16 protein-coding genes and 2 pseudogenes are annotated in these 22,925 nt (G+C 72.6%); 8 read left to right on the forward strand and 10 right to left on the reverse strand.

Annotation, left to right across the window (positions count from 1 at the left end; all coding sequences use genetic code 11):
* Positions 1-22: 22 nt before the first annotated feature.
* The 6 genes from OG927_RS02245 to OG927_RS02270 form a co-directional block, all read right to left on the reverse strand.
* Positions 23-2,746: a SpoIIE family protein phosphatase/ATP-binding protein gene (locus OG927_RS02245; RefSeq protein WP_056788189.1), complete on the reverse strand. Its 2,724-nt coding sequence runs from the start codon at positions 2,744-2,746 to the stop codon at positions 23-25.
* 57 nt (positions 2,747-2,803) lie between these two features.
* Positions 2,804-4,918, reverse strand: coding sequence for an MMPL family transporter (locus OG927_RS02250; protein WP_330319594.1), 2,115 nt, complete (start codon positions 4,916-4,918; stop codon positions 2,804-2,806).
* A 118-nt stretch (positions 4,919-5,036) separates the two neighbouring features.
* Complete coding sequence (locus tag OG927_RS02255) at positions 5,037-5,732, reverse strand: YqjF family protein (protein ID WP_079099315.1); 696 nt, start codon at positions 5,730-5,732, stop codon at positions 5,037-5,039.
* Positions 5,733-5,849: 117 nt separating this feature from the next.
* Entirely contained in the window at positions 5,850-6,863 is a 1,014-nt protein-coding gene (locus OG927_RS02260; RefSeq protein WP_319099713.1) for an NAD(P)/FAD-dependent oxidoreductase, read from the reverse strand.
* Positions 6,860-7,387, reverse strand: a complete 528-nt coding sequence (locus OG927_RS02265) for an isoprenylcysteine carboxyl methyltransferase family protein (RefSeq protein WP_056788201.1) — start codon at positions 7,385-7,387, stop codon at positions 6,860-6,862. The genes OG927_RS02260 and OG927_RS02265 overlap by 4 nt, the downstream gene beginning before the upstream one ends.
* A 13-nt stretch (positions 7,388-7,400) precedes the next feature.
* On the reverse strand, positions 7,401-8,456 hold the full coding sequence (locus OG927_RS02270) for a type III polyketide synthase (protein WP_330319595.1): 1,056 nt from the start codon (positions 8,454-8,456) through the stop codon (positions 7,401-7,403).
* Between the two features lie 119 nt (positions 8,457-8,575).
* Here OG927_RS02270 and OG927_RS02275 point away from each other — a divergent pair, with 119 nt between their 5' ends.
* From OG927_RS02275 to OG927_RS02290, 4 genes are all read left to right on the forward strand, one after another.
* Positions 8,576-9,433 carry a UbiA family prenyltransferase gene (locus OG927_RS02275; RefSeq protein ID WP_241191998.1) on the forward strand — a complete coding sequence of 286 codons (858 nt, stop codon included), beginning with the start codon at positions 8,576-8,578 and terminating at the stop codon, positions 9,431-9,433.
* A 34-nt stretch (positions 9,434-9,467) separates the two neighbouring features.
* The gene (locus OG927_RS02280) at positions 9,468-10,136 is read left to right on the forward strand and encodes an aldo/keto reductase (protein ID WP_079099317.1); all 669 of its coding nucleotides are present in this window, start codon (positions 9,468-9,470) and stop codon (positions 10,134-10,136) included.
* Between the two features lie 370 nt (positions 10,137-10,506).
* The gene (locus OG927_RS02285) at positions 10,507-11,418 is read left to right on the forward strand and encodes an AurF N-oxygenase family protein (protein WP_056788210.1); all 912 of its coding nucleotides are present in this window, start codon (positions 10,507-10,509) and stop codon (positions 11,416-11,418) included.
* 9 nt (positions 11,419-11,427) lie between these two features.
* Positions 11,428-13,077 carry an FAD-dependent oxidoreductase gene (locus OG927_RS02290; protein WP_330319596.1) on the forward strand — a complete coding sequence of 550 codons (1,650 nt, stop codon included), beginning with the start codon at positions 11,428-11,430 and terminating at the stop codon, positions 13,075-13,077.
* Positions 13,078-13,129: 52 nt separating this feature from the next.
* On the opposite strand, the gene OG927_RS02295 is transcribed toward OG927_RS02290, so the two are convergent.
* Positions 13,130-14,740, reverse strand: a complete 1,611-nt coding sequence (locus OG927_RS02295; protein WP_330319597.1) for an amidohydrolase — start codon at positions 14,738-14,740, stop codon at positions 13,130-13,132.
* Between the two features lie 256 nt (positions 14,741-14,996).
* Between OG927_RS02295 and OG927_RS02300 the strand changes: the two genes are divergently transcribed.
* Both OG927_RS02300 and OG927_RS02305 read left to right on the forward strand, forming a co-directional pair.
* Positions 14,997-15,944 (forward strand): methionyl-tRNA formyltransferase, encoded by a 948-nt coding sequence (locus OG927_RS02300; protein WP_330319598.1) that lies wholly within the window; start codon positions 14,997-14,999, stop codon positions 15,942-15,944.
* A 51-nt stretch (positions 15,945-15,995) separates the two neighbouring features.
* Positions 15,996-16,664 carry a MarR family winged helix-turn-helix transcriptional regulator gene (locus tag OG927_RS02305; RefSeq protein WP_330319599.1) on the forward strand — a complete coding sequence of 223 codons (669 nt, stop codon included), beginning with the start codon at positions 15,996-15,998 and terminating at the stop codon, positions 16,662-16,664.
* Positions 16,665-16,714: 50 nt separating this feature from the next.
* On the opposite strand, the gene OG927_RS02310 is transcribed toward OG927_RS02305, so the two are convergent.
* The gene (locus OG927_RS02310; RefSeq protein ID WP_056792649.1) at positions 16,715-17,863 is read right to left on the reverse strand and encodes a winged helix DNA-binding domain-containing protein; all 1,149 of its coding nucleotides are present in this window, start codon (positions 17,861-17,863) and stop codon (positions 16,715-16,717) included.
* A gap of 373 nt (positions 17,864-18,236) precedes the next feature.
* On the opposite strand from OG927_RS02310, the pseudogene OG927_RS02315 reads away from it, so the two are divergent.
* Both OG927_RS02315 and OG927_RS02320 read left to right on the forward strand, forming a co-directional pair.
* Positions 18,237-19,961: pseudogene (locus tag OG927_RS02315) on the forward strand (rhamnogalacturonan lyase family protein); the annotation flags it as partial.
* Between the two features lie 54 nt (positions 19,962-20,015).
* A pseudogene (locus OG927_RS02320) lies at positions 20,016-20,624 on the forward strand (DUF6250 domain-containing protein); the annotation flags it as partial.
* Positions 20,625-20,668: 44 nt separating this feature from the next.
* On the opposite strand, the gene OG927_RS02325 reads toward OG927_RS02320, so the two are convergent.
* Both OG927_RS02325 and OG927_RS02330 read right to left on the reverse strand, forming a co-directional pair.
* Positions 20,669-21,784 (reverse strand): polyprenyl synthetase family protein, encoded by a 1,116-nt coding sequence (locus tag OG927_RS02325; protein WP_330319600.1) that lies wholly within the window; start codon positions 21,782-21,784, stop codon positions 20,669-20,671.
* Positions 21,781-22,896: a tetratricopeptide repeat protein gene (locus tag OG927_RS02330; RefSeq protein ID WP_056792650.1), complete on the reverse strand. Its 1,116-nt coding sequence runs from the start codon at positions 22,894-22,896 to the stop codon at positions 21,781-21,783. Before OG927_RS02330 ends, OG927_RS02325 begins: the two co-directional genes overlap by 4 nt.
* Positions 22,897-22,925 lie beyond the last annotated feature (29 nt).

The following is a 22,925-nucleotide window of genomic DNA, read 5'->3' on the forward strand; positions in this document are numbered from 1 at the left end:
TGCGTCAGGACTCACAGAAACGTCACAGCTGTCGCGCCGTGCGGCCCGGCGGGTCGTCCGGGGGCGTGACCCCGGGGATCGGCTGTTCCGTCCAGATGACCTTGCCGCCGCCGTCGGTGTACCGGGTGCCCCAGCGTTCTGCCAGCTGCGCGACGAGGAAGAGCCCTCGGCCGCCCTCGTCCGTGGTGGCCGCCTGCCGCAGATGGGGCGAGGTGCTGCTGCGGTCGGACACCTCGCAGATCAGGGTGCGGTCGCGGACCAGCCGTACGCGAATGGGGCCGGTGGCGTAGCGGATGGAGTTGGTGACGAGCTCGCTGAGGATCAGCTCGGTCGTGAACGCCTCCTCGACCAGATTCCACGCGGCCAGGGTGCGGGACACCTCGGCCCGCACGCCGGACACCGCGGCGGGGTCGGATGCGACTTCCCATTCGGCCACGTTCTCGGTGGCGAGCCGGCGCGTACGGCCCACCAGCAGTGCGATGTCGTCACGGGCGCGCGGGGGTACGAGGGCCCTCAGGACGGCCTCGCAGGTCTCCTCGGGGGTCCGGTCGGGATGTCCTTCGAGGGTGGAGCGCAGCATCTCCAGCCCTTCGTCGATGTCCCGGTGCCGGTCCTCGACCAGCCCGTCCGTGTAGAGCACCAGCCGGCTGTCCTCGGGCAACTGCACGTCCAGGGTCTCGAAGGGAAGGCCTCCCAGCCCCAACGGGGGGCCTCCGGGCACGTCGGCGTACGCGGCGGTGCCGTCGGGGTCGATGATCACGGGCTGGAGGTGGCCGGCCCGTGCCATGGTGCAGCGCCCGGTCGCCGGGTCGTAGATGGCGTACAGGCAGGTCGCCCCGGTGACGCCGCCCGCGGCATCGTCGGCCGTCTCGTCCTGGTCGATGCGGGCGACGAGCTCGTCCAGGTGCCACAGGAGTTCGTCGGGGGGCAGGTCCAGGGTGGAGAAGTTGTGGACCGCCGTGCGCAGGCGCCCCATGGTGGCCGCTGCGTGCAGTCCGTGGCCCACCACGTCCCCGACGACGAGGGCGACCCTGGCCCCGGGGAGCGGGATGATGTCGAACCAGTCGCCGCCGACCCCGCCGAGCCCGCCCTGCCCGGCCTGCGCGGGCAGGTACCGGTAGGCGGCGTCGATGGCACTCTGGTCAGGGAGGCCGCGCGGCAGCAGGCTGCGCTGCAGGGTGACCGCCACGGTGTGCTCGCGCGAGTAGCGGCGGGCGTTGTCGATGCTCACGGCGGCCCGCGCGACGAGCTCCTCGGCGACGGACAGGTCCTCGTCCTCGAACGGGTCGGGCTTCTGCACACGCCAGAAGGTGGCCACGCCCAGGATGACGCCCCGGGCCCGCATCGGAACGGCGATCATCGTGTGGAACCCGCCCCCGACGAGCTGTTCGGCTCTCGCCGGGCTCTGTTGCTGCCACCCGGAGAGCCGCGTCAGGTCGGCGTCGAGAACCGCCTCCCCGGCGACCAGGCGGGCCCCGACCGCGGTGCTCGGGAGGAAGCGGATCACCGACCCCAGCGGGAAGAGTCCCGTGCCGTGGCCGGATCCGCTGAACGCCACACGCCGCATGTCGCTCACGGCGCGCGCCGCGGTCGGTTCCTCTCCGTGCAGCACGCTCTCGGCCACGTCGACGGTGGCGAAGTCCGCGAATCTGGCAATGGCGAATTCCGCCAGCTCCTCGCACGTACGCGTGACGTCGAGAGCGGTGCCGATCTCCGTTCCCGCGTCGTAGAGCAGCTTCAGCCGGCCACGCGCCACGTCCGCCTTGCCCGTGAGTGCCTGCAGTTCCGTGGTGTCGCGCAGGGTGGTCACGCTGCCGGGCGGCCCGCCGTCCCGGTCCGTGGACCGCTGGCTGACGGCCAGCACCCGGTGGCCCACGGAGAGCACCTCGTCGGTCGCCGTGCGCCCCGAGGACAGCAGCTCGGTGGTGACCGGGTCGAGCCCCAGCTCCGTGACGGGCCGGCCCTCGACGTCCGCGGGCAGTCCGAGGAGTCTTCGTGCCTCGTCGTTGGCCAGCAGCAGCCGTCCGTCGCCGCCGAGGATGAGCACGCCTTCCCGGACGGCGTGCAGGACGGCGTCGTGGTGCTCGTACATCCGGGTCATCTCGGCCGGACCGAGGCCGTGGGTCTGGCGCCGCAACCGTCTGCTGACAAGTGCCGTGCCGCCGGTGGTGAGGACCAGGATGCCCGCGGCGGAGCCGAACAGGAGGGGGAACTGGTCCTCCGAGACGCCACTCACCCGGGCGATGGTGATGCCCGCGGACACCATGCCGATGACCTCGCCGTTCGCGCCGAAGACGGGCACGACGGCCTGCACGAGGGGCCCGATGGTCCCGGTGAGCCTCTCGGTGACGACCTGGCCCTTCAGCGCGGGCGCCACGTCGCCGACGAACTTCTTCCCGATCCGGTCGGGCAGCGGGTGGGTGTAACGGATGGAGTCCAGGTTCAGGACGACGATGAAGTCGACGCCGGATGCCTTGCGCGCCGCCTCCGCCTTGGGCTGGAGCACCGCGGTGGGGTCGGGGCCGGCCAGAGCCGCCTCCATGCCCGGGGCGTTCGCGAAGGTCTCGGCCACGGCGACCGAACGATGGCGTGCTTCCCGTTCGCTGGCCGCTCTGGACTGCAGCAGGAGTGCGGCCACGGCAGCCGTGACGAGCAGCACCACGATCGCCACCTGCAGGAGAAAGACCTGACCAGCGACGGTTCTCATGCGGAGAAACGAGCGCGGGCGGCCGTAGCGTCCGGCCATGCCCCCCTTTCTACACCCTTGCCCAGGCCCGGGCGAGCGGTACGCGGTGGGCGGTCGTCAGACCGCTTCCGGCTCCTTCGCCCGGCCACCGTCCTCGTGGGCGAGCCGGTGCGGCCACCACACGCGCGGGCCGATGTCCAGGAAGAGGGAGGTGACCAGCACGGACCGGACGACGAACGTGTCCAGGAGTACGCCCAGGGCGACGGCGAAGCCGATTTCCGCGAACGCGACGACCGGAAGGGTTCCCAGCACGGCGAAGGTGCCGGCCAGGACCAGGCCCGCGGAAGTGATCACCGCGCCGGTGGTGGCGAGCCCCGTCACCACACCCGCACGGGTGCCCTGGTGCAGGGCCTCCTCGCGGATCCGGGTGGTCAGGAAGATGTTGTAGTCGATGCCGAGCGCCACCAGGAACACGAAGACGAAGAGCGGGAAGTCCGTCGTCTCGCCCGCGTAGTCGAAGACGTACCGGAAGGCGAGCGCGCTGACGCCCAGGGCGGCGGCGAAGGACAGCACCACCGTGGCGATCAGGAGCAGCGGCGCCACCAGGGCTCGCAGTACGAGCGCCAGGATGATCAGCACCACCAGCAGGACGAGAGGGATGATGACGAGGTTGTCGTGCCGGGTCGCCGCGTCCATGTCGAGCAGCGTCGCGGTGTCTCCGCCCACCTGGGCGTCCGCTCCCGGCACTCGGTGAACGGCGTCCCGCACCCTCTGCACGGTCTGCTCGGCCCGTTCGCTGTCCCCGGGATCGGCCGGTGTCGCTTCGAAGATCACCCGGCCGTCGTGTACCGGTTCCGCGCCGGGCGGCACGACGAGGGAGCCGGGCACGACCCCGCGTGTCCCCGCGACCGCGGCCCGCACCTGCGCGCTCCGGCCGGCGTCCGCGATGACGACCAGAGGGCTGCCGCTGCCGGCCGGGAAGTACCGGTGCAGGACCTCCTGGCCGACGATGGAGTCGGGCTTGTCGGGGAAGGAGTCGGCGTTGCCGAGTCCCGCCGCACGCAGCTGGACCAGTCCCAGGGACAGTGCGGCGAGCACGAGGGCGGTGGCGACCCAGACCCTGCGGGGGCGCCCCGACAGCCGCTGCCCGGTGCGGGCCCAGAATCCGTGCTCGGTGGGCTCGGGCGTTCCGAGGTGCGGGACGACCGGCCAGAAGACCCAGCGGCCGAAGATCACCAACAGCGCCGGGAGGAGCGTGAGCATCGCCACCAGGGCCACGGCCACCCCGATCGCCGCGACCGGGCCGAGGCCGCGGGTGGAGTTCATCTCGGCGACCAGCAGCACGAGCATGCTCAGCACCACGGTGCCGCTGCTGGCCAGCACGGCGGGGCCCGCCCGGTGCAGTGCGCGGGCCATGGCCTCGTGCCGGTCCTCGTGCCGCCTCAGCTCCTCCCGGTAGCGGGCGACGAGCAGCAGGGCGTAGTCCGTGCCCGCGCCGAAGACCAGCACGGTGAGGATGCCCGCGCTCTGTCCGTTGACGGTGAGGCCCGCGTGCGACGCCAGAAGGTAGATGAGGGCCTGCGCCGTGAGGAGCGCGGCGACGACCGAGATCACGGGGAGCACCAGCAGGCTCGGACTGCGGTACGTGATCAGCAGCATCACGACCACGACGGCGAGGGCCGCGAGGAGCAGGGTCGAGTCGATGCCCGAGAAGGCGTCGGCGGAGTCGGCCGCGACCCCTCCGGGTCCGGAGATGTGGACGGCGAGTCCTTCCCCGCCGCTGCCCACGATGTCCCGTACGGAGTCGACGGCGGGACCGATGCGCTCCCAGCCCTTCTCGTCCATCGTGATGGGCACGAAGATCTGGGCGGCGGCCGGCGCGGTGCCGCTGTCGTACACCGGGCCACGCGTCTCCGCGCCCCGCACGCCGTGCGCGCGCAGCGTCATGAGCTGCCGCACGTCCTCCGCGATACGGGCGCGGTCCGCGCCCGTCAGGCCGTCCTCGCGGGCGTACACGACGATCGCCGTGATGATCTCGGGCCGGAATCCCTTGGACTCCTCCCAGACCTGGGTGGACTCGGCGCTGCTCGGCAGCCACGACGCGGCGTCGTTGTCCTGGGCGCCCATGAGCTTCCCGGCGAGCGGCGCCGCGAGGACGAGGACGACGAACCAGAAAGCCAGGACCGCCCATTTGGTGCGCCGTCCGCAGATCAGCCGGGCCACTCCCCGCATGACGCTCCCCCGCTCCGTCCGGTCCGTGGCGGCGACAGTAGAGCGGCGCCGGGCGGGCCGGGGGGCGACATGCCGTGGAGCACCGCGCCGGGCCCCGGTCGGACCACGGCCCGGCGCGTCACGGGGCCGGGATGCCTCCGGGGCGGGCCGGGCGGCCGAAGCGTACGGGGACTCCCGGCGAGTACAGCACGCTGACCGGCTCACCCACCGGCTCGGGCAGGCCCGCCGCCGTCACCAGGCTCTCGTCGCAGTCGATGAGCCGGGCACGGTGCAGGGGCCAGCGGGGGTGCGTGTTCGCGAGGTACGTCCGGCGTCCGAAGAAGGTGGTGTGCATGCCCCAGCGTGCGGTCAGGAAGTGTTCGAGGGCGCTGGGGTGCTCGATGCGCTCGCCGGTCCGCAGCACGATCCGGCTGTGCGCGCCCCGCGGCCCGGGCCACCGGCGCCGGCTGGTGTACGTGAGGGTGTCCGCGTCCCGCCGCACCTCCATCCGGGACCACACGTAGGGCAGCCGGACCATCGTCCGTGCCACGGCCACGGGGATCAGCCGGGAGGCGTCCAGCGAGCGGAAGACGACTCCGCGGCGCCCCTCGGAGTCCCGCGAGTAGAGCCGTACGTTCGTTTCGGGGAACGTACCGAGGTAGGGGAGGCCGGGGAGGCGGAACAAGCCGACCCGGTGCATGCGGAAGGCCACGAGTCCTACGTACGTGACGCCGTCCAGGGTGTCGGGCACCGTCCCCGCGGGCAGGAGCGGTGCCACGTCGGCGGGGTCGGCCGCCCAGTGCAGGAAGGCCAGGTCCAGCCAGGACTGGGTCATCAGGGAGCTCAGCGCCGGGTGCGGCGAGTCGGGGGTGACGGCCTGCGGAGCGCGGGGTGAGGGCTGCACCCGGTCAGGATCGCAGAGCGGCCCGCCCGGCGGGCGCGGGGGGCGGGGTCACTGCAGCGCGCGTACCGCCGCCGCGAACACGGTGGGCAGGCGTTGCGCGGCGGGCACGATGAGCCGGGCGGCGAGCGGGTGCCGGGCCGCGCCCAGCAGCCCCTGGGTCAACAGCCGGTGCCGGCGGGTCAGCTGTGACCAACGTGCGGGATAGGCCTCGGGGCGGTCTGCGGTGAGGCAGTCGACCGCCGCCGACGCGGTCGCCGTCGCGAGGGCGACGCCCTCCCCGGTGAGCGCGTCGACATAGCCGGCCGCGTCGCCGACCAGCAGGACCCGCCCGGTCCGTGGGCTGCGCGCCGACTGCCGCAGGGGCCCCGCGCCGCGTACGGGCCCTGCCTCCGTGTCGCCGAGTGCGTCGGCCAGGGCGGGGAAGGCGGACAGGTGCTCCGCGTGGGGGCGGCGGTCACCGCTGAGCACGGCGACACCCACCAGCCGGTCACCCACGGGTGTCACGTACGCCTCGCACCGGCGTGACCAGTGCACCTCGACGAAATCGGTCCACGGGGCCACCCGGTAGTGCCGGCGCAGCCCGTAGCGGCGGGGGCCGGCGACTGGGCGGTCGAGGCCGAGTGTGCGGCGCAGCGGTGAGTGCAGGCCGTCGGCGGCGATCAGCCAGCGGGCCGTCAGCCCCGCCGCACGGACGCTGTCGGCTCCCTGCCGCACCTCTCCCACCCGTCCCGTGACGATCCGCACGCCGAGGTCCAGGGCCCGCCGGTGCAGGGCCTCGTGGAGTGCGGTGCGCCGGACGCCGAGGCCGGGCGGGCCGCGGAAGTCCGCCTCCGCCCTGCGGGTGCCCTCGACGTACCGGATGCCGCGCAGTTCGCTGCCGGGGACCGTGACGCCCAGGGCGCGCAGAGCGGCCACGCCGCTGGGCATGATGCCCTCGCCGCAGGCCTTGTCCACGGGGGCGGCGCGGGGTTCGACCACGACGACCTCGCGGCCGGCCGTGGCGGCCCGGATCGCCGCCGCCAGGCCGGCCGGGCCGCCGCCCGCCACCAGGATGTCGATCACGCGTGGGCCGCCGGTCCGGAGAGGCGGGCCAGGGCGCCGTCCTCGCAGCGGATGCGTACCGCCATGAGCGCCGCGTTCAGCACGGTGAAGACGACGGCCGTCAGCCAGGCCCCGTGGACGAGTGGCAGGGCGATCCCTTCCGCGGCGACCGCAACGTAGTTGGGGTGGCGCAGCCACCGGTAGGGCCCTCCGGTCACCGGAGGGAGCCCCGGGACGACGACGACCCGGGTGTTCCACCGGCTCCCGAGGGTGCGCACGCACCACCAGCGAAGACCCTGTGCGGTGGCCACCACCGCCACCATGGCCCAGCCGTACCAGGGGGCGAACGGGCGTCCCGTCGCCCAGGTCTCGGCGATGCACCCGGCCAGCAGGCCGGTGTGCAGGGCCACCATCGCCGGGTAGTGTCCGCGCCCGGACTCGACGGCGCCGCGGTCCAGACTCCGGCGCGTGTTGCGTCGTGCCACGGCCAGCTCGGCCAGGCGCTCGGCGGCGACGGCCAGCACGAGGGCGGTGTACCAGATCACGTGTTCCTCCGGACTACCAGCGCAGCAGCACCAGTTCACAGCAGAAGCCGGGGCCCATGGCCATCAGCAGACCGGGGGTTCCCGGCTCGGGCCGACGCTGTTCCAGGGTGTCCCGCAGGACGTGCAGGACCGAGGCCGACGACAGGTTGCCCACCTCGGCCAGGGAGCGCCAGGTGACGTCGAGCGCCCCTTCGGGCAGGGAGAGGACGTCGATGACGGCCTCCAGGACCTTGGGGCCGCCCGGGTGGCACACCCAGTGGGCGACGTCCTTCGGTTTGAGTCCGTGCTCCTCCAGGAATCCGCGGACGTCGTCGGCGAGGTACCGGCGTACGACGTCGGGGACGGCGGGGTCCAGCACCACCTTGAAGCCGGAGCTCCGGATGTCCCAGCCCATGACGTGTCCGGTGTCCGGGTACAGACGGCTGCGGGTGTCCACCACCTCGGGGCCCTCCGCCCGCGCGTGGCGGCCGCCGACGAGCACCACGGCCGCGGCACCGTCGCCGAACAGGGCGGTCGCGACCATGTTGCCGGGCGTGCCGTCCTCGCGCTGGAAGGTGAGCGAGCAGAGCTCGACCGAGAGCAGTACGGCCACCTGTCCGGGCCGGCCGAGCAGGTAGTCGTGCAGCCGGGCCACCCCGGCGGCTCCGGCGACACATCCCAGGCCGAAGACGGGGAGGCGCTTCACATCGGGGCGCAGGCCGAGGCGCCCCACGAGCCGGGCGTCGACGGAGGGGGCGGCGACGCCCGTCACGGAGGTGAACAGCAGCAGGTCCACGTCGGCGGGCCGCAGCCCCGCCTCTCGCAGTGCCTCGCGCACCGCACGGGCGCCCAGGTCGACGGCCGCGTCGATGAACACGTCGTTGGCCGCGCCGAACCCGTCCAGTTCGCCGTAGCGCTCCAGGGGCAGCACCGTGTTCCGGGTGCGGACACGGGCGTTCCGGTGGATCCGGTCCAGCACGCGGCGGTCCGTGCCTGCGGGCAGGCAGGTGCGGGCCACCATGTCGGTGACCGCCTGCTGGGTGTGGCGGTGCGGTGGCAGGACCCCGTGCACCGCGGCGATCCGGGTCATCCTGGTCCCCGCTTCGGAGAGGTCATGGCGCCCATCCTGCCTACCGAATGACCCAAAACCCCGTAAATGAGACGCGCGGCTGTCGTGTTGATGCGATCCGCAGTACCTACGATCGGCCCGTGGACACCAGGGACCGGCCGGTATGCGACGGACCCGCGCACCCGGCGGCGGCGCTGGCCCTGTCCTGCCATCCCGGGCCGGTGGCGGCGGTCACCGTGCTGGTCACCGCCCTGGCCGCCGGATCCGGTCCGGGGTTCGTCCGGTGGGTGGTGATCGCCGCGGCCGTGCTGACCGGTCAGCTGTCGGTGGGCTGGTGCAACGACGCCCTCGACGCCCGGCGCGACGCCGAGGCCGGCCGGACGGACAAGCCGCTGGCCAGGGGGGCGGTGGACCCGAGCACGGTGTGGGGTGCGGCGTTCACCTCACTGGCGCTGTGCGTGCCGCTGTCCCTCGCGTGCGGTCCTCTCGCTGGCGCGGTTCATCTGGCCGGGGTCCTGGGTGCCTGGCTCTACAACCTGGGGCTGAAGGCGACGGTGCTGTCCTGGCTCCCGTACGCGGTCGGCTTCGCGAGCCTGCCCTGCCTGGTCACCCTGAGCATGCCCGGCCGCCCTTGGCCCGCCTGGTGGGCGGTCACGGCGGGGGCGCTGCTCGGCGTCGCGGCCCATCTGGCCGACGTGCTCCCGGACATTGACGCGGATCTGGAGGCCGGGATCCGCGGCCTGCCCCAGCGGTGGGGCGCGGCCCGCACCAGGCTCCTGCTGCCGGTCCCGCTGGTTGCGGCATCGGCGGTGCTGGTTCTGGGCCCGGCGGGGCCGGCGGGCGGGTGGGTGTCGGTTGTTCTCGCCGGGGCCGTGGCCGCGGCTGCGGCAGGGCTCGCGCGGGGCGGGTTCGGGCGGAAGGCCGCGCTCGCGGCGACGGTGGCCGTGGCGGCGGTGGATGTGGCATTGCTGCTGGCACGGGGCACGGCGGCCGCCTGACCCGGACGTGCCCGCGGCCCGTACGGATGCCGTGATGTCCCGCTCACTGCGCCACCTGGACACCGACACCATCGACCTCTACTACCTGCACCGGGTCGACCCCGCCGTCCCGGTCGAGGAGACCGTCGGGGCCATGGCGGAGCTCGTCCGGTCCGGGAAGGTGCGGCACATCGGCCTCTCGGAGGCCTCCGCCGCCACGATCCGGCGTGCGCACGCGGTCCATCCGGTCACCGCCGTGCAGTCGGAGCTCTCCCTCTTCAGCAGGGACCTGCTGGCGAACGGGGTCAAGGCCGCACTTGACGAGCTCGGGATCGGCCTGGTCGCCTTCTCCCCGCTGGGGCGCGGATTCCTGTCCGGAGCCATCCGGAGCGTCGACGACCTCGACCCGGACGACGGCCGGCGTGCCCTGCCGCGCTTCTCCGCCGACAGCATCGCCGCGAACCTCGCCCTGGTGGACAGGGTCCGGGCGATCGCCGAGGCCCGGGGGGCGACTCCGGGGCAGGTGGCCCTGGCCTGGGTGGCCGCACAGGGTGCCGTACCCATCCCCGGCACCAAGCGCAGGGCGTACCTGGAGGAGAACGCGAGGGCTTCCGGCGTCGAACTGACGGCGGCCGAACTCGGCGCCCTGGAAGGGGCCGTGCCGACCGGAGCCGTCAGCGGCGCGCGGGACACCGAGGAAGGGCTCGCCCTCACCGACCGGTGAACCGAGCGCCGCGTGGCCGACGGACACCCTCCTCGAACAGGCGTCCGTCGCACGGCCCGTCGTCTCCCCGAGCCGCGAAAGGGGGAGATGTTGCGGAGGAGCGTGCCCTTTTCTTACTCGGGGGTAGGCTCACCCGGCATCCTTGTTATACGTTGCGTCTAACAAGCGGCGGCGGGTGACCGCCCCGCAGTGTTCCACCGGAGGTGTCGGTCACGGCGATCGCACGGACACGGCCCGGGACCGTCCTCACCTCCGTCGGGCAGGCACCGCACCAACCCCCACGGCCGCCGCACGGCGGGCCGGTCACGACGGGAGGTGACGCCTCGTCACCTCAGCCGCATCTGTCACGAGCGAACCGAGGAGCCGCACCATGGCAAGCAGCACCGTTCGACCCGAGGCACACGAGCCGCACGAGCACGAGGTCGCCCGTCGGCTGCTCGACTCCGCCGCGAGGCTGGCGTACGACCCGGCTACGGAAGTCGACTGGGAGACGCCGCTGGACAAGGACTTCCACGGCGCGAGCCCGGAGTGGAGCACGCTGTACGGCACGGCGTACTGGGGTGAACTCACCGACGCACAGCGCAAGGAGCTGACGCGGCAGGAGGCCGCTTCGGTCGCCAGCACCGGCATCTGGTTCGAGATGATCCTGCAGCAGATGGTGCTGCGCGACATCTACGCGAAGGACCCGACCGGCGCGGACGTCCAGTGGGCGCTGACCGAGATAGCCGAGGAGTGCCGGCACTCGATCATGTTCGCCCGCGGTGCGCAGAAGCTGGGCGCCCCGGCCTACCGGCCGCGCCGGCTCGCCGTGGAGCTCGGCCGGGCCTTCAAGACCGTGGCGTTCGGCGAGGCGGCGTACGCGGCGATCCTGGTCGCCGAAGAGGTACTCGACGTCATGCAGCGCGACTGGATGCGGGACGAGCGGGTCGTGCCCTTCGTCCGCACCATCAACAACATCCATGTCGTCGAGGAGTCCCGGCACATGAAGTTCGCCCGCGCCGAGACACGCAGGCATCTCCTGGGCGCCGGACGGATTCGCCGCCATATCCACGCGTTCGCCATCGCGGTCGCGTCGTACGTCATCGTCAGCAGCATGGTCAACAAGGACGTCTACGCCAACGCCGGGCTCGACGGCGAGCGCGCCATCGCCGAGGCGAAGGCCAACGAGCACCACAAGTCGATGATGCGCTCCAGCTGCTCCGGCCTGATGGACTTCCTGGCCTCCGCCCGCCTGCTCACCAGGCCGGCGCTGGTGTTCTACAAGCGCGCCCACCTGATCTGAGCGGACGACATGACCTACGCCATCACCCAGACGTGCTGCACCGACGCCACCTGCATCGCCGCGTGCCCCGTCAACTGCATCCATCCGACGCCGGAGGAGAAGGACTTCGGCCGTACGGAGATGCTGTTCATCGACCCGAAGGCCTGCATCGACTGCGGTGCCTGCGCGGATGCCTGCCCCGTGGACGCGATCCTCCCGGTGGAGAGCCTGACCGGCGCGCAGAAGGAGTACGGCGCGGTCAACGCGGCGTACTTCGAGGACCGGGAGCCCGAACCAGCAGTCGACGGACCGAACTTCCACGCGTGGAGCGAACCCGTCTTCGAGCGCAGCCTGCCCTCCGACTTCGCGCCGCTGCGGATCGCGGTGGTGGGCACCGGGCCGGCCGGCATGTACGCGGTCGAGGACCTGCTGCTGCACACCGGTGCCGAGGTGACACTGGTCGACCGGCTGCCCGTGGCGGGCGGGCTCATCCGGTACGGAGTGGCGCCGGACCACCCCTCGACCAAGAAGGCCGGCGACGCCTTCGCGCGTTTCCACACGCATCCGCGGGTACGCATGTTCCTCGGCCTCGACGTGGGGACGGACATCACGCCGGAGGAGCTCGCCGCGCACCACGACGCCGTGGTCTACGCCGTCGGCGCCGGCGCCGACCGCCGGCTCGGGATCCCCGGCGAGGACCTGCCCGGCAGCATCTCCGCGACGACCTTCGTCTCCTGGTACAACGCCCACCCGGAGGTGGCGCCGGACGCCGTCGGCCTGTCCACGGAACGGGTCGTCGTGGTCGGCAACGGCAATGTCGCCGTCGACACGGCCCGGATCCTCGTCTCGGACCCGGACACTCTGGCCGCCGGTGACATCGCGGCCCACGCGCTCGACGCACTGCGTTCGGGCGGGGTGCGCGAAGTGGTGCTGCTCGGTCGGCGGGGGCCCGCGGAGGCTGCGTACACCAGACCGGAACTGCTCGCCCTCAAGCACCTGCCCGGTGTGGAGCTGGTCGTCGACGACCACGACCCGCGGACCGGTGCGGCGATCGACGCCGCCGGACCGGGTGACAAGGCGGCGGTGCTGCGCGGGGTCACCCGGGCGAAGGTGGACTGGTCGCTCGCGCCGGCTGCGGGCCGCCGGATCGTGATCCGCTTCCACTCCGCGCCGGTGGAGGTGCTCGGTGACGACGGGGTCCGTGCCGTGCGCGTCACGGGCGGGGCGGGCGGCACGGAGATTCCGGCCGGAACGCTGCTGCGGGCGGTCGGCCACCGCGGTGTTCCGGTGGCCGGGCTGCCGTTCGACGAGACGACCGGGACCATCCCGCACGAGAGCGGACGCGTCACCGGCCTGCCGGGTACCTACGTCGTGGGATGGATCAAGCGTGGCCCGTCGGGCGGCATCGGGGCCAATCGGACCTGCTCCGCGGAGACCGTGGGAACGTTGCTGGCCGATGCCGTGTCCGGAGCGCTGCCCGCACCGGAGCACGGGCCGAAGGCGTTCCACCGGCTGGTCCGGCGCCGCAACCGCCGGATCGTGGACGCCCGGGGGCTGGCCGGGATCGAGCGGGCGGAGCGGGCGCTCGGAGCTCGCGAGGGCAGACCGCGGGTCAAGCTGGCGACGGTCCCCGAGCTCGTGGCAGCGGCGCGTGCCGGCCGCTGGAAGCTCCCGCGCTGAGGTCACACCCGGGTGACGCGTGGGGCGGGGCGGGACGGCCCCGCCCCCCGCGTCACCGCGCCCGTGCGCCGGCCTCCCCGCCCGTCTCTCCGCCCGCCTCCTGGCCGGTCTCCCGGCCGTCGACGTACGTGGTGACCACCTCGATCTCGCCGATGCGCGAGGTGCTGACCCGCCGGGGGTCGTCGCCCAGTACGACCAGATCGGCGCGCTTGCCGGGCGAGAGGCTGCCGACGGTGTCGTCCCAGTGGCAGGCGAAGGCTCCGCCGACGGTGTAGGCCCGCAGCGCCTCGTCGACGGCGACGGCCTCGTCGGGGCCGATCAGCCGGCCCGACGCGGAGGACCGCTCGATCATGAACTGGACGGCCCGCAGCGGCGATCCGTGGGTGACGGGGCGGTCGGAGCTTCCCACCAGGGTGACGCCGTGGTCCAGGAACCCCTTGCCCCGGTACAGCCAGGGAGCCCGGTCCGGGCCCATGATGCGGGCGTAGTCGTCACCGAAGTAGCGCAGGAAGTTCGGCTGGACCACGGCGATCGCACCCAGCCGGGCGAAGCGCGGGAGCTGGTCGGGGCGGATCAGCCCGGCGTGTTCGATGCGGTGCCTGGCGTCCGGGCGCGGCCGGAGACGCTGAGCCCGTTCCAGGGCGTCCAGCGCGAGGTCGGCGGCACGGTCCCCGATGGCGTGGACCGCGAGCTGCCAGCCGGCCAGGTGCCCCTCCACGATGGTGTCCGTGAGTGCGTCCGGATCGCCCTGCAACTCCCCCGCGTGCTCCAGTCCCTCGTAAGGGCTGGTCAGCGCGGCAGTACGGGCCATCATGCCGCCGTCGGTCCAGATCTTGAGCGCGCCGACCGAGAGCCGGTCGTCACCGAATCCGGTACGCAGACCGAGGTCCAGGGCCCGGGACGTGCCGTCGTCGGCGTGCCCTGCGACCGGATGCAGCGTGTCGGCGGAGACCATGAGCTGCACGCGCAGGGGCAACCTGCCCTGTTCGCGCAGGAGCTGATATGCCGCCAGCTCGAGCGGGCCGTGGCCGAACATGGTGCCGCCGATCCCCGCTTCGGCGCAGGCTGTCACCCCCTCCGCCAGGCAGGTCCGGGCGGCCTCCGCGACGGCGTCCGCCAGCTCGGCCTGGGAGTAGGGAAGCCGGAGCTTGCGCGCCGCCCCCATGGCACCCTCGGCGAGGTAGCCCTCGGTGTGCGGGACGTCGGCGGGGAGCAGGTCCAGGACCGCGGTGTTGACCACGCAGGCGTGTCCCGAGTCGTGCATCATGAAGACCTTTCGGCCGTCGCTGACCCGGTCCAGTTCGGCGGCCGTCAGATGACGTCCCAGCCCCCGCTGGTCGTAGCCGGAGACGGACACCCAGGAGCCGGGCGGCTGCCGGGCGGCGGCCTCGCGCACGACGGCGAGCACGTCGTCGACGCGCTCGCACGGGGCGACGCTGGGTGTCCTGGCACGCAGTCCGGTCCATGCCAGGTGCACATGGCTGTCGATGAATCCCGGGAGCACCGTCGCGCCCTGGAGGTCGATCACCTCACGTGCGGGCAGCGAGGTCACGGCCTCGTCCAGGCCCACGATCCGGCCGTGCCAGACGCCCAGCTCGCGGGCGACGGGACGGTCCGGGTCCATGGTGATGAAGTGGGCGTTCGTCAGCCTCGTGCACAGCATGAACAGTTCCGTCCCCGGGGTCGTCGAAACAGGGCCCGCCCGCCGGAGCGGGCCGGCTGCTGGACGCGGCACGCCCGTGGAGCAGGCCGCGAGCGACTTAGGTAACGCTAACCTCGACTTGCGGGCCTGTCGACCGGCCGCACAGAGGCACATGGATCGAGTCGGGCCCGGAACGCCACGAAAAACAGGGGGCGTTGCATCCTTAGGTAAGCCTTGCTTTACTTACCCCGGTCAATCACCACACAGAGGAGAACCCATGCGGGTCGTCATGTTCGGCTACCAGACCTGGGGACACCGCACCCTGCAAGCCCTCCTGGACTCCGAACACGACGTGGTCCTCGTCGTCACCCACCCCAAGAGCGAACACGCCTACGAAAAAATCTGGAGCGACTCCGTCGCCGACCTCGCGGAAGAACACGACATCCCCGTCCTCATCCGCAACCGCCCCGACGACGACGAACTCCTCGAACACCTCACCGCAGCCCGACCCGACATCATCGTCGCCAACAACTGGCGCACCTGGATCCCCCCGCACATCTTCAACCTCCCCCACCACGGCACCCTCAACATCCACGACTCACTCCTACCGAAATACGCCGGCTTCTCCCCCCTCATCTGGGCCCTCATCAACGGAGAAACCGAAGTCGGCGTCACCGCCCACATGATGGACGACGAACTCGACGCCGGAGACATCGTCCGCCAGGAAGCAGTCCCCGTCGGACCCACCGACACCGCCACCGACCTCTTCCACAAAACAGTCGACCTCATCGCCCCCGTCACCACCGACGCACTCACCCTCATCGCCGCCGGACACACCCACTTCACCCCCCAAGACCGCACCCAGGCCACCTTCTTCCACAAACGCTCCGCAGAAGACACCCGCATCAACTGGAACTGGCCCGCCCACGACCTCGAACGCCTCATCCGCGCCCAGTCCCACCCCTACCCCAGCGCCTACACCTTCCACAAAGGCAAACGCCTCGACATCCTCACCGCCACCGTCTCCCGAGCACGCTACGGCGGAACCCCCGGCCGCATCTTCTACCGCGAGAACGACGGCATCGTCATCGTCACCGGAACCGACGCCCGCACCGGCAACAACCACGGCCTCGCCCTCACCCGCATACGCACCCACGACGGCCACGAACTCCCCGCAACCGACTACTTCACCACCATGGGCGGATACCTCACCAACCGCCCCTGACCGTCGAACCTCCCGGACGGTCCCCGGCCGTCGCCACCGTTAGGAAGAACCATGGAACCGTCGGCATCCCCGGGGACGACCGCCAGCCCGTCGGGCGCCGGATACGCCGTCGTCGGGATCTCCAGCGGACCGACGGACTGGTCCCGGATATTCCGGGCAATCGCCGACGGCGACCTGGGTGTCGAGACCTTAGCCAGGGGCCCCCACCCTGCCGTTCCGGGCGCAGCCCGGGCCGCGCACTCCGCTCCGCCGCCCACGGGCACGGCACCACGGGGTGTGCTGGACCTCAACGCGTACCTCGTGTACGCGACGGGCAAGGCTGCGCGACGAAGACTCACGGAGACACTGGCTCCCCACGGGCTGCGCCTGTGGCACCTGACCGCACTGACGATGCTGGCCGATGTCGGACCCCAGTCCAAGGGGGACCTCGCGTCCCGGCTGGACATGAACCAGAGCGACCTGGCCAGGACGGTCCAGGACCTGGACAGGGCCGGGCACGTCGTGTGCACCCGTGACCCCGCGGACCGCCGCCGCATCGAGGTGGCGCTGACAGCGTCGGGCCGTTCTCTGCTGACGCGCCTCAACGACGACGTCCACCCGATCGACGAGGACCTGCTGGCTCCCCTGGACGCGACGGAACGCGCGCAGTTCTCCTCCATGCTGCGGCGCGTGCACGCGCACCTCGGCCACCCGGCCCGGGACGGCGCCTCCCGCGGCTGAGCCCCACCCCGGACTCCGGGAGCCCCGGGCGGGGCTGTCCGGAGGGCCCTTCAGCTGCCGGGCAGGATCCGGGTCTCCGCGGCCGGCAGCCCCTTGGCCCACCAGTGGTCGTAGCGCCCGTAGACGGCGGGGTCGCGGGGTGCGAGGAACGTGACGAGGGCGGCGGCCTCCGCCGCCAGTCCTTCCCACACGTGGCCGGCGAGCGGGTGGAAGGCGGTGGCCTCGATCCCGCCGTCCGCGGGGCGCCAGACACCGGCGACGTGACCGTCGACCAGCAGGGTGGGCAGCACGTCGCCGTTGACGCGTATCACGAGCTTGCGGTAGGCGGGCGGGATGACGCGGCTGCGGTCGGAGTAGGCGAGCAGGACGCTGTCCCACATCGCCATCAGCCGGGGCGGGGCGGGAGTGTCCCCGGGCGGGCGGGGCGCGCCGGGGATGTCGTACAGGACCGTGCCGTCGGGGCCTTCCAGCTGGTCGAGTTCACCGGCGAGCGCGTGCACGGCCGCGCGGGCCCGGGTGCGCTGGACGAGGGCGAACTGGGCCATGTCCGCCACCGATGCCGGCCCGAAACCCTCCAGGTAGCGGCGGACCAGGATGCGCAGGCCGGCAGCCGCGGTGTCGGGGTCCGCCGGCCGCGGCCGCAGGCCCGCGGCGATGTACGACGGCCGGTTGCCGAACGACCACGGCCCTCCCGTTTCCGCGTGCCACAGCGGTACGTACTGACGCAGCATCCGCTGAGCCGCCGAGTCCACCGGTGCACCGAGCCGCTCCTCGATCCGTCCGCCGATCTCGGCGGCCGTGCGCGGCCGTGCGGTGTACGACAGCAGGTCCTCGACCAGCGCCGCGGCGTCGTCCGGGGTGATCCCGGACGACCTGAAGCGCGCGTCACCGAGCCTGGATGCGCGCAGTACCGGCTCCATCGCCTCACGGAAGGCAGGGTAGTCCTCGGCGTGGACCGCGTGCAGGGTGAGCCGCATCAGTGTGGCCTTGACCGCCCGCTGCGCGGTCACCGCCGCGTCGAGGCGGGCCGGATCGAAGCCGCTCAGTCTGTTCCACAGGGCGATGTAGGGCGAGGCGGGCTGCTGTGCCTGCAGGGCGACCACGCGTCGGACCGCGTCCTCGACGTCGAGCGCCTCGCGGCGCAGCAGCAACTGCCGGGCGAGCGTGGAGCGGTTGAGGGCGTGTGCGGTGATCTCCATCCGCGCATTCTCCCCTCCGCGGCAGCGCCGTCACGGGCCGCCCGCCGCCGGCCGCCGGAATGACGCGCTGACGACGTCCCGCCCTGTTTGTGAGCACCGCGTTTCGATCATGTGGCACCGTCCCCGCAGACGTCGACACCGCGCCGTGCGGGCCCGCAGGGTGGATCCCGCCGAGTCGAGTAAGCGCTTGCCGATCTCTCGGCGCCTGCCCTCGCGCACCCCGTACCAAGGAGCACCGATCGTCATGCACTCCATCCGTTCCCGTTACCGAAGAATCGCCGCGGTGAGTGCCACCGCGGTCCTGGCCGGGCTCCTGTCCGCGCCGGCGGCGGTCGCGTCCGGCCACAGCGGTCCCGACCGGCCCCGCCGCATCATGGAGAACCTCGACCGGGGGCTCGTCGCCGTCCCGTCCGGTCGCGGAACCTTCCTCAGTTGGCGGTTGCTGGGCACCGAATACGGTTCGGACATCGCGTTCAACGTCTACAAGGGCGGCAAGCGGCTCAACCGCAAGCCGGTCACCGCGTCGACCACCTACCAGGACGACAGCCGCGGTGGCGGGACGTACACCGTGCGCGCCGTCGTGGAGGGCCGGGAGAAGCGGGCCGGAGCGCCCGCGCTCTCCTTCGCCGGGGGCCACGCCGAGATTCCGCTGGCCCCGGTCGACGGCGACTACACCGTGCAGCACGCCTGGCCGGGCGACCTCGACGGCGACGGCCGGTACGAACTGGTCGTCAGCCGTCTCGCCACCACCCGGGACAGGCCGGACCTGCTGGAGGCCTACAGCCTCACCGGGAAGCGGCTGTGGCGTGTCGACCAGGGGCCCGGCTCGTACACGCAGGTGGGCGGCAACGGGGCCAACGACCCCGCACCGGCCGCCATCAGCGGGTCGACCCCCATCGGCGGCTACCGCAACGACGACAACGTGACCGTCCACGACCTCGACAGCGACGGGAGGGCCGAGGTCCTGGTCCACACCGCGGCCGGCACCACGTTCGCCGACGGTGAGAAGGTCGAGGCCGACTCGCCCGCGCGGCAGTTCGTCTCCGTCGTCGACGGCGAGACCGGGACCGAGCGCACCCGGCGGGCCGTGCCCGACGACTTCACCGCGGACGGCCCCTCCGGCGGCCACTTCGGCATCGCGTACCTCGACGGCGTACACCCCAGCCTGGTCACCAAGCTCGTCACCAGGGTCGGCGCCAAGCGCGGATCCTTCCGCACCCTGTTCCAGACCTGGGACTTCGACGGCCGCGAACTGACCGAGCGCTGGAAGTACGTCGCCGACCCGCAGAGCGGCGCGACGAGCTTCCACCAGATCCGTGTCGTGGACGTGGACCGGGACGGCAGGGACGAGATCGCGGACGGCAACTACGTCGTCAACAGTGACGGCACCCTGCGCTACGTCGTCGACGGGGCCGGGCACGGCGACCGTTTCCACATCGCGGATCTCGATCCGGACCGCCCGGGACTCGAGGGGTTCGCGATCCAGCAGTCCGAGCTCGGTGTGGTCTCCGCCTTCCCCTGGTACTACTACGACGCGGGCACCGGCGAGCGGCTGACCACCGGCGCCCACCCGCAGAACCCGGCGGGCGAGGCGGACCTCGACGTGGGCCGCGGTACGGCCGCCGACATCGACCCCCGCCACCGGGGCCTGGAGTACTGGACCTCGACCGCGGACGTCACGGCCCCCGGCGCGGGGGTCCGCAGTGTCAGGGACGGCAAGGTCTCGACGACGACCCCGAGCGTCAACTTCCGCATCTGGTGGGACGGGGACAAGGGCGCCGAGCTCCTGGACAGGACCTACGTCGAGAAGTGGGACCCGGAGTCCGAGACCTCCGAGCGGATCTTCGACCCGTCGGGCGTCGTCCCAGGGGCCCGTAACGCGACGCCGTTCTACGGCGACATCCTGGGCGACTGGCGAGAGGAGATCCTCGCCGAGACCGCGGACCACAGTGCCCTGCGCCTCTACACCACCACCGAGCCCACCGGCACCCGGCTCTACACGCTCGCCCACAACCCTGCGTACCGGCTCGGCTGGACGGTGCGCGGCTACCTCCAGTCGACGTTCACCGACTACCACCTCGGCTTCGGTTCCAGGAATCCGGCGAAGCCCGCGATCCGTACGGACACCGGTCCCGATCGCGCGTGGACCCCGATCGCGTCCGACTCCTTCCGCTCCGGAACCGGGCAGTGGCGGTCCGAACTCCAGGACGGCGGCTCGGTGACCGCCGCCGACGGCGTCCTGGACATCGACGTCCCGAGCGGCGCGACCGTCTGGTTCGAACAGAAGCTGAAGGGGCCCTACGAGATCGAGTACACCGCGACCCCGGTCTCCGCGGGCGGGCCCAACGACCGCGTGTCGGACCTGAACAACTTCTGGAACGCGACGGACGTACGCTCCCCGCGCGACCTGTTCGCCACCGCGAGGGGCGGTGCGCTCTCGGAGTACAACCACCTCAAGACGTACTACGTGGGTTACGGGGCGAACGGCAACACGACGACCCGGCTCCGCCGTTACGTCGGGGACCCGGACAACCGCCCACTGCTGTACGACTACACGCAGCCGCTGCTCACGGCCGGCGAACCGAACCACGTCCGGATCGTGTCGGACGGCTCGAAGGTGCAGTGGTGGAACAACGGCCGGACGGTCTTCGACCACCGGGATCCCGAGGCCTACACGAGTGGCCACTTCGCGTTCCGCACCGTCACCAGTCACTTCCGCATCAGTGACTTCACGGTCTGGCGCCCGCCGGGCCGCCGCTGACGGCCGGTGGCCGGCGGCGGCCCCGGGGCCGCCGCCGGCCCTCCTCACACGTTGCGGTGGAGGAGGAAGTCGAGCAGCCCCTCGATCTCCCGGACCGTGCGCGGTGCGAGCGGAACGCCGCGGAGACACGCGTGGGCGGAGTCGAGGTGGCGGCGGGCCTCGGCCAGGGTGGCAGCCCGGCCGCCGGCCGCTTCGGCGAGCGTGGCCGCGCGGAGTGCGGTGGGTCCGTCGAGCGGGAGCGGGGAAGCGAGCAGCGCGGCCAGCTCGCGGGAGGGGAGCCCGTCCGAGGTGAGGGCGGCGATGACGGGGTAGGTCTTCCTGCGCTGCCGCAGGTCCCCGTGGACGGGCTTCCCGGTCCGTGCCGGGTCGCCCCAGATGCCGAGCAGGTCGTCGACTGCCTGGAAGGCGACGCCGAGGTGGCGGCCTGCCCGGTCCAGTGCGGCGACCGTGCCTGCGGGGGCCCCGCCGAGCAGGGCGCCGAGTCCGGCGGCGCAGCCCAGGAGCGACCCCGTCTTGTCCTCGGCCATGGACCGGTAGGCTTCGGGCCGGACCGCGCCGGGGCCCGTCCAGGGCCGGTCGGCGAAGAGCAGGTCCTCGGCCTGGCCCCGGACCAGGCGGGTCAGCGTCCCGGACAGGTGTCGCACGGCGGCCCCGACGCGTGCCCCCGGCGTCTCGGAGAGGGTCTGCAGGGCGATCGCCAGCAGCGCGTCGCCCGCGAGGACGGCGGGCCCGGTGCCGTATGCCTTCCACACCGTCTCCCGCTGCCTCCGGGTCTCGTCCCCGTCCATGATGTCGTCGTGCAGCAGCGAGAAGACGTGGACGAGTTCGACGGCGACCGCTGCGGGGACCGCCGTCTCCCCGGACGCCCCGACCGCTTCGGCCCCCAGGACGGCGAGGGCCTGGCGCACCCCCTTGCCCTGGGAGGCGCCGGGGTCGGGTGTGCCACCCGGCCCGCACCAGCCGAGCGAGAAGGCCGCCATCTCGCCGGGCCACGGGTGGAGCCGCCCGACGGCCTCCACGAGCGTGGGGCGCACCAGGGCGCGGCAGCGGGCGAGGGTGAGCGGCGTGGGCGCGGAGCCGGAGTCGGATTCGGAGTCGGATTCGGATTCGGATTCGGATTCGGCCGGGGAGGTGTGCGCGGGGGAGGTCGCGAAGCTCATCGCGGTGTCCCCTCGCCGGCCGGACACGGCGACCGGTCCGGTACCGTTCCCACCCCCAGCTCCGCCGCCGCCCGGTCGATCATGTCCCCCGCGTGCCGCAGACCGAGCCGTTCCAGTGCCTGGCGCAGGCCGGTGAGCTCGGCGACCGTCACCGCCGGGTCCTGTCCCAGCCGGGCGAGCGTCTTGGTCAGACCGAGCCGGGCGAGCGCCGTTCCCCGCGACTCGTCCATCGCAAGGAACGCGGCCAGGGCCCGTTCGTAGTACTCGCGGGCCTCGGCGTACCGGCCGGCCCGGTAGAGCACGTTGCCGCGCATTTTGTGGTTGTAGGCGAGCGCACTCGACAACTGCATCTCGCGGCAGGTCTGTTCGGCCTCCGTGAGCAGGTCGAGCGCGCGGTCCACTCCCCCGTCCCGTACGGACACCACGTCGGCGATTCCGCGCAGGGCCCAGGCCCGGCCCCGCTGGTCGTCGGCCCGGCCCGCGGTTTCGGCCGCTTCCTCGAAGAGAGCGAGAGCCGTGTCGTACGAGCCCGTGTTCCGGTGCATCTGCGCTATGCCCTCCAGCGCCCACACCGTGTGCCGTGCCTCGCCGCGGCGGCGGGCCTCGGCGAGCAGCTTCTCGTGCAGCTCGCCCACGGCCTGGTAGTCCCCCTGGATCCGTCCGGTCTCCGCGAGGCCGGCGAGGGAGTAGCCGCGTACGACCACGTCGCCGCCGCGCTCCCCCAGCTCGGCCGCCAGCCGCAGGAGCCGGTAGGCGAGCGGCAGCGCGCCTCGCTGGCGTGCGAGTGTGCCGCCGCTCCACAGGGCCCAGGCCATGGCCCCGACGTCCTGGGCGGACCGGGCGGCACGATAGCTCGCCCGCCACGCCTCCTCGGCCTCCTCGTTGCGCCCCAGCCTCCGGCAGGCCTCCGCGACGGCGAGCCCGCAGCGGGCCGTCTCCGGGCCGTCGCCGGCCCGTTCGGCCGCGCGCAGCTCCTCCCTCCCCCGGGCCAGCACGTCGGTGAGCGACGCGTTGACCGACAGGGAGCCGAGGGCCCCCTGGTACTCGGGGGCGAACGCCTTGTCCTGCCGTGCGACCCCGTGGACCTTTTCCTGCTGTGTCACCTGTGCCATGTGCCCCGCCGTCGTACCGTCTTCGATCG

It is taken from the genome of Streptomyces clavifer (assembly GCF_036345975.1).
GTDB lineage: Bacteria > Actinomycetota > Actinomycetes > Streptomycetales > Streptomycetaceae > Streptomyces > Streptomyces clavifer.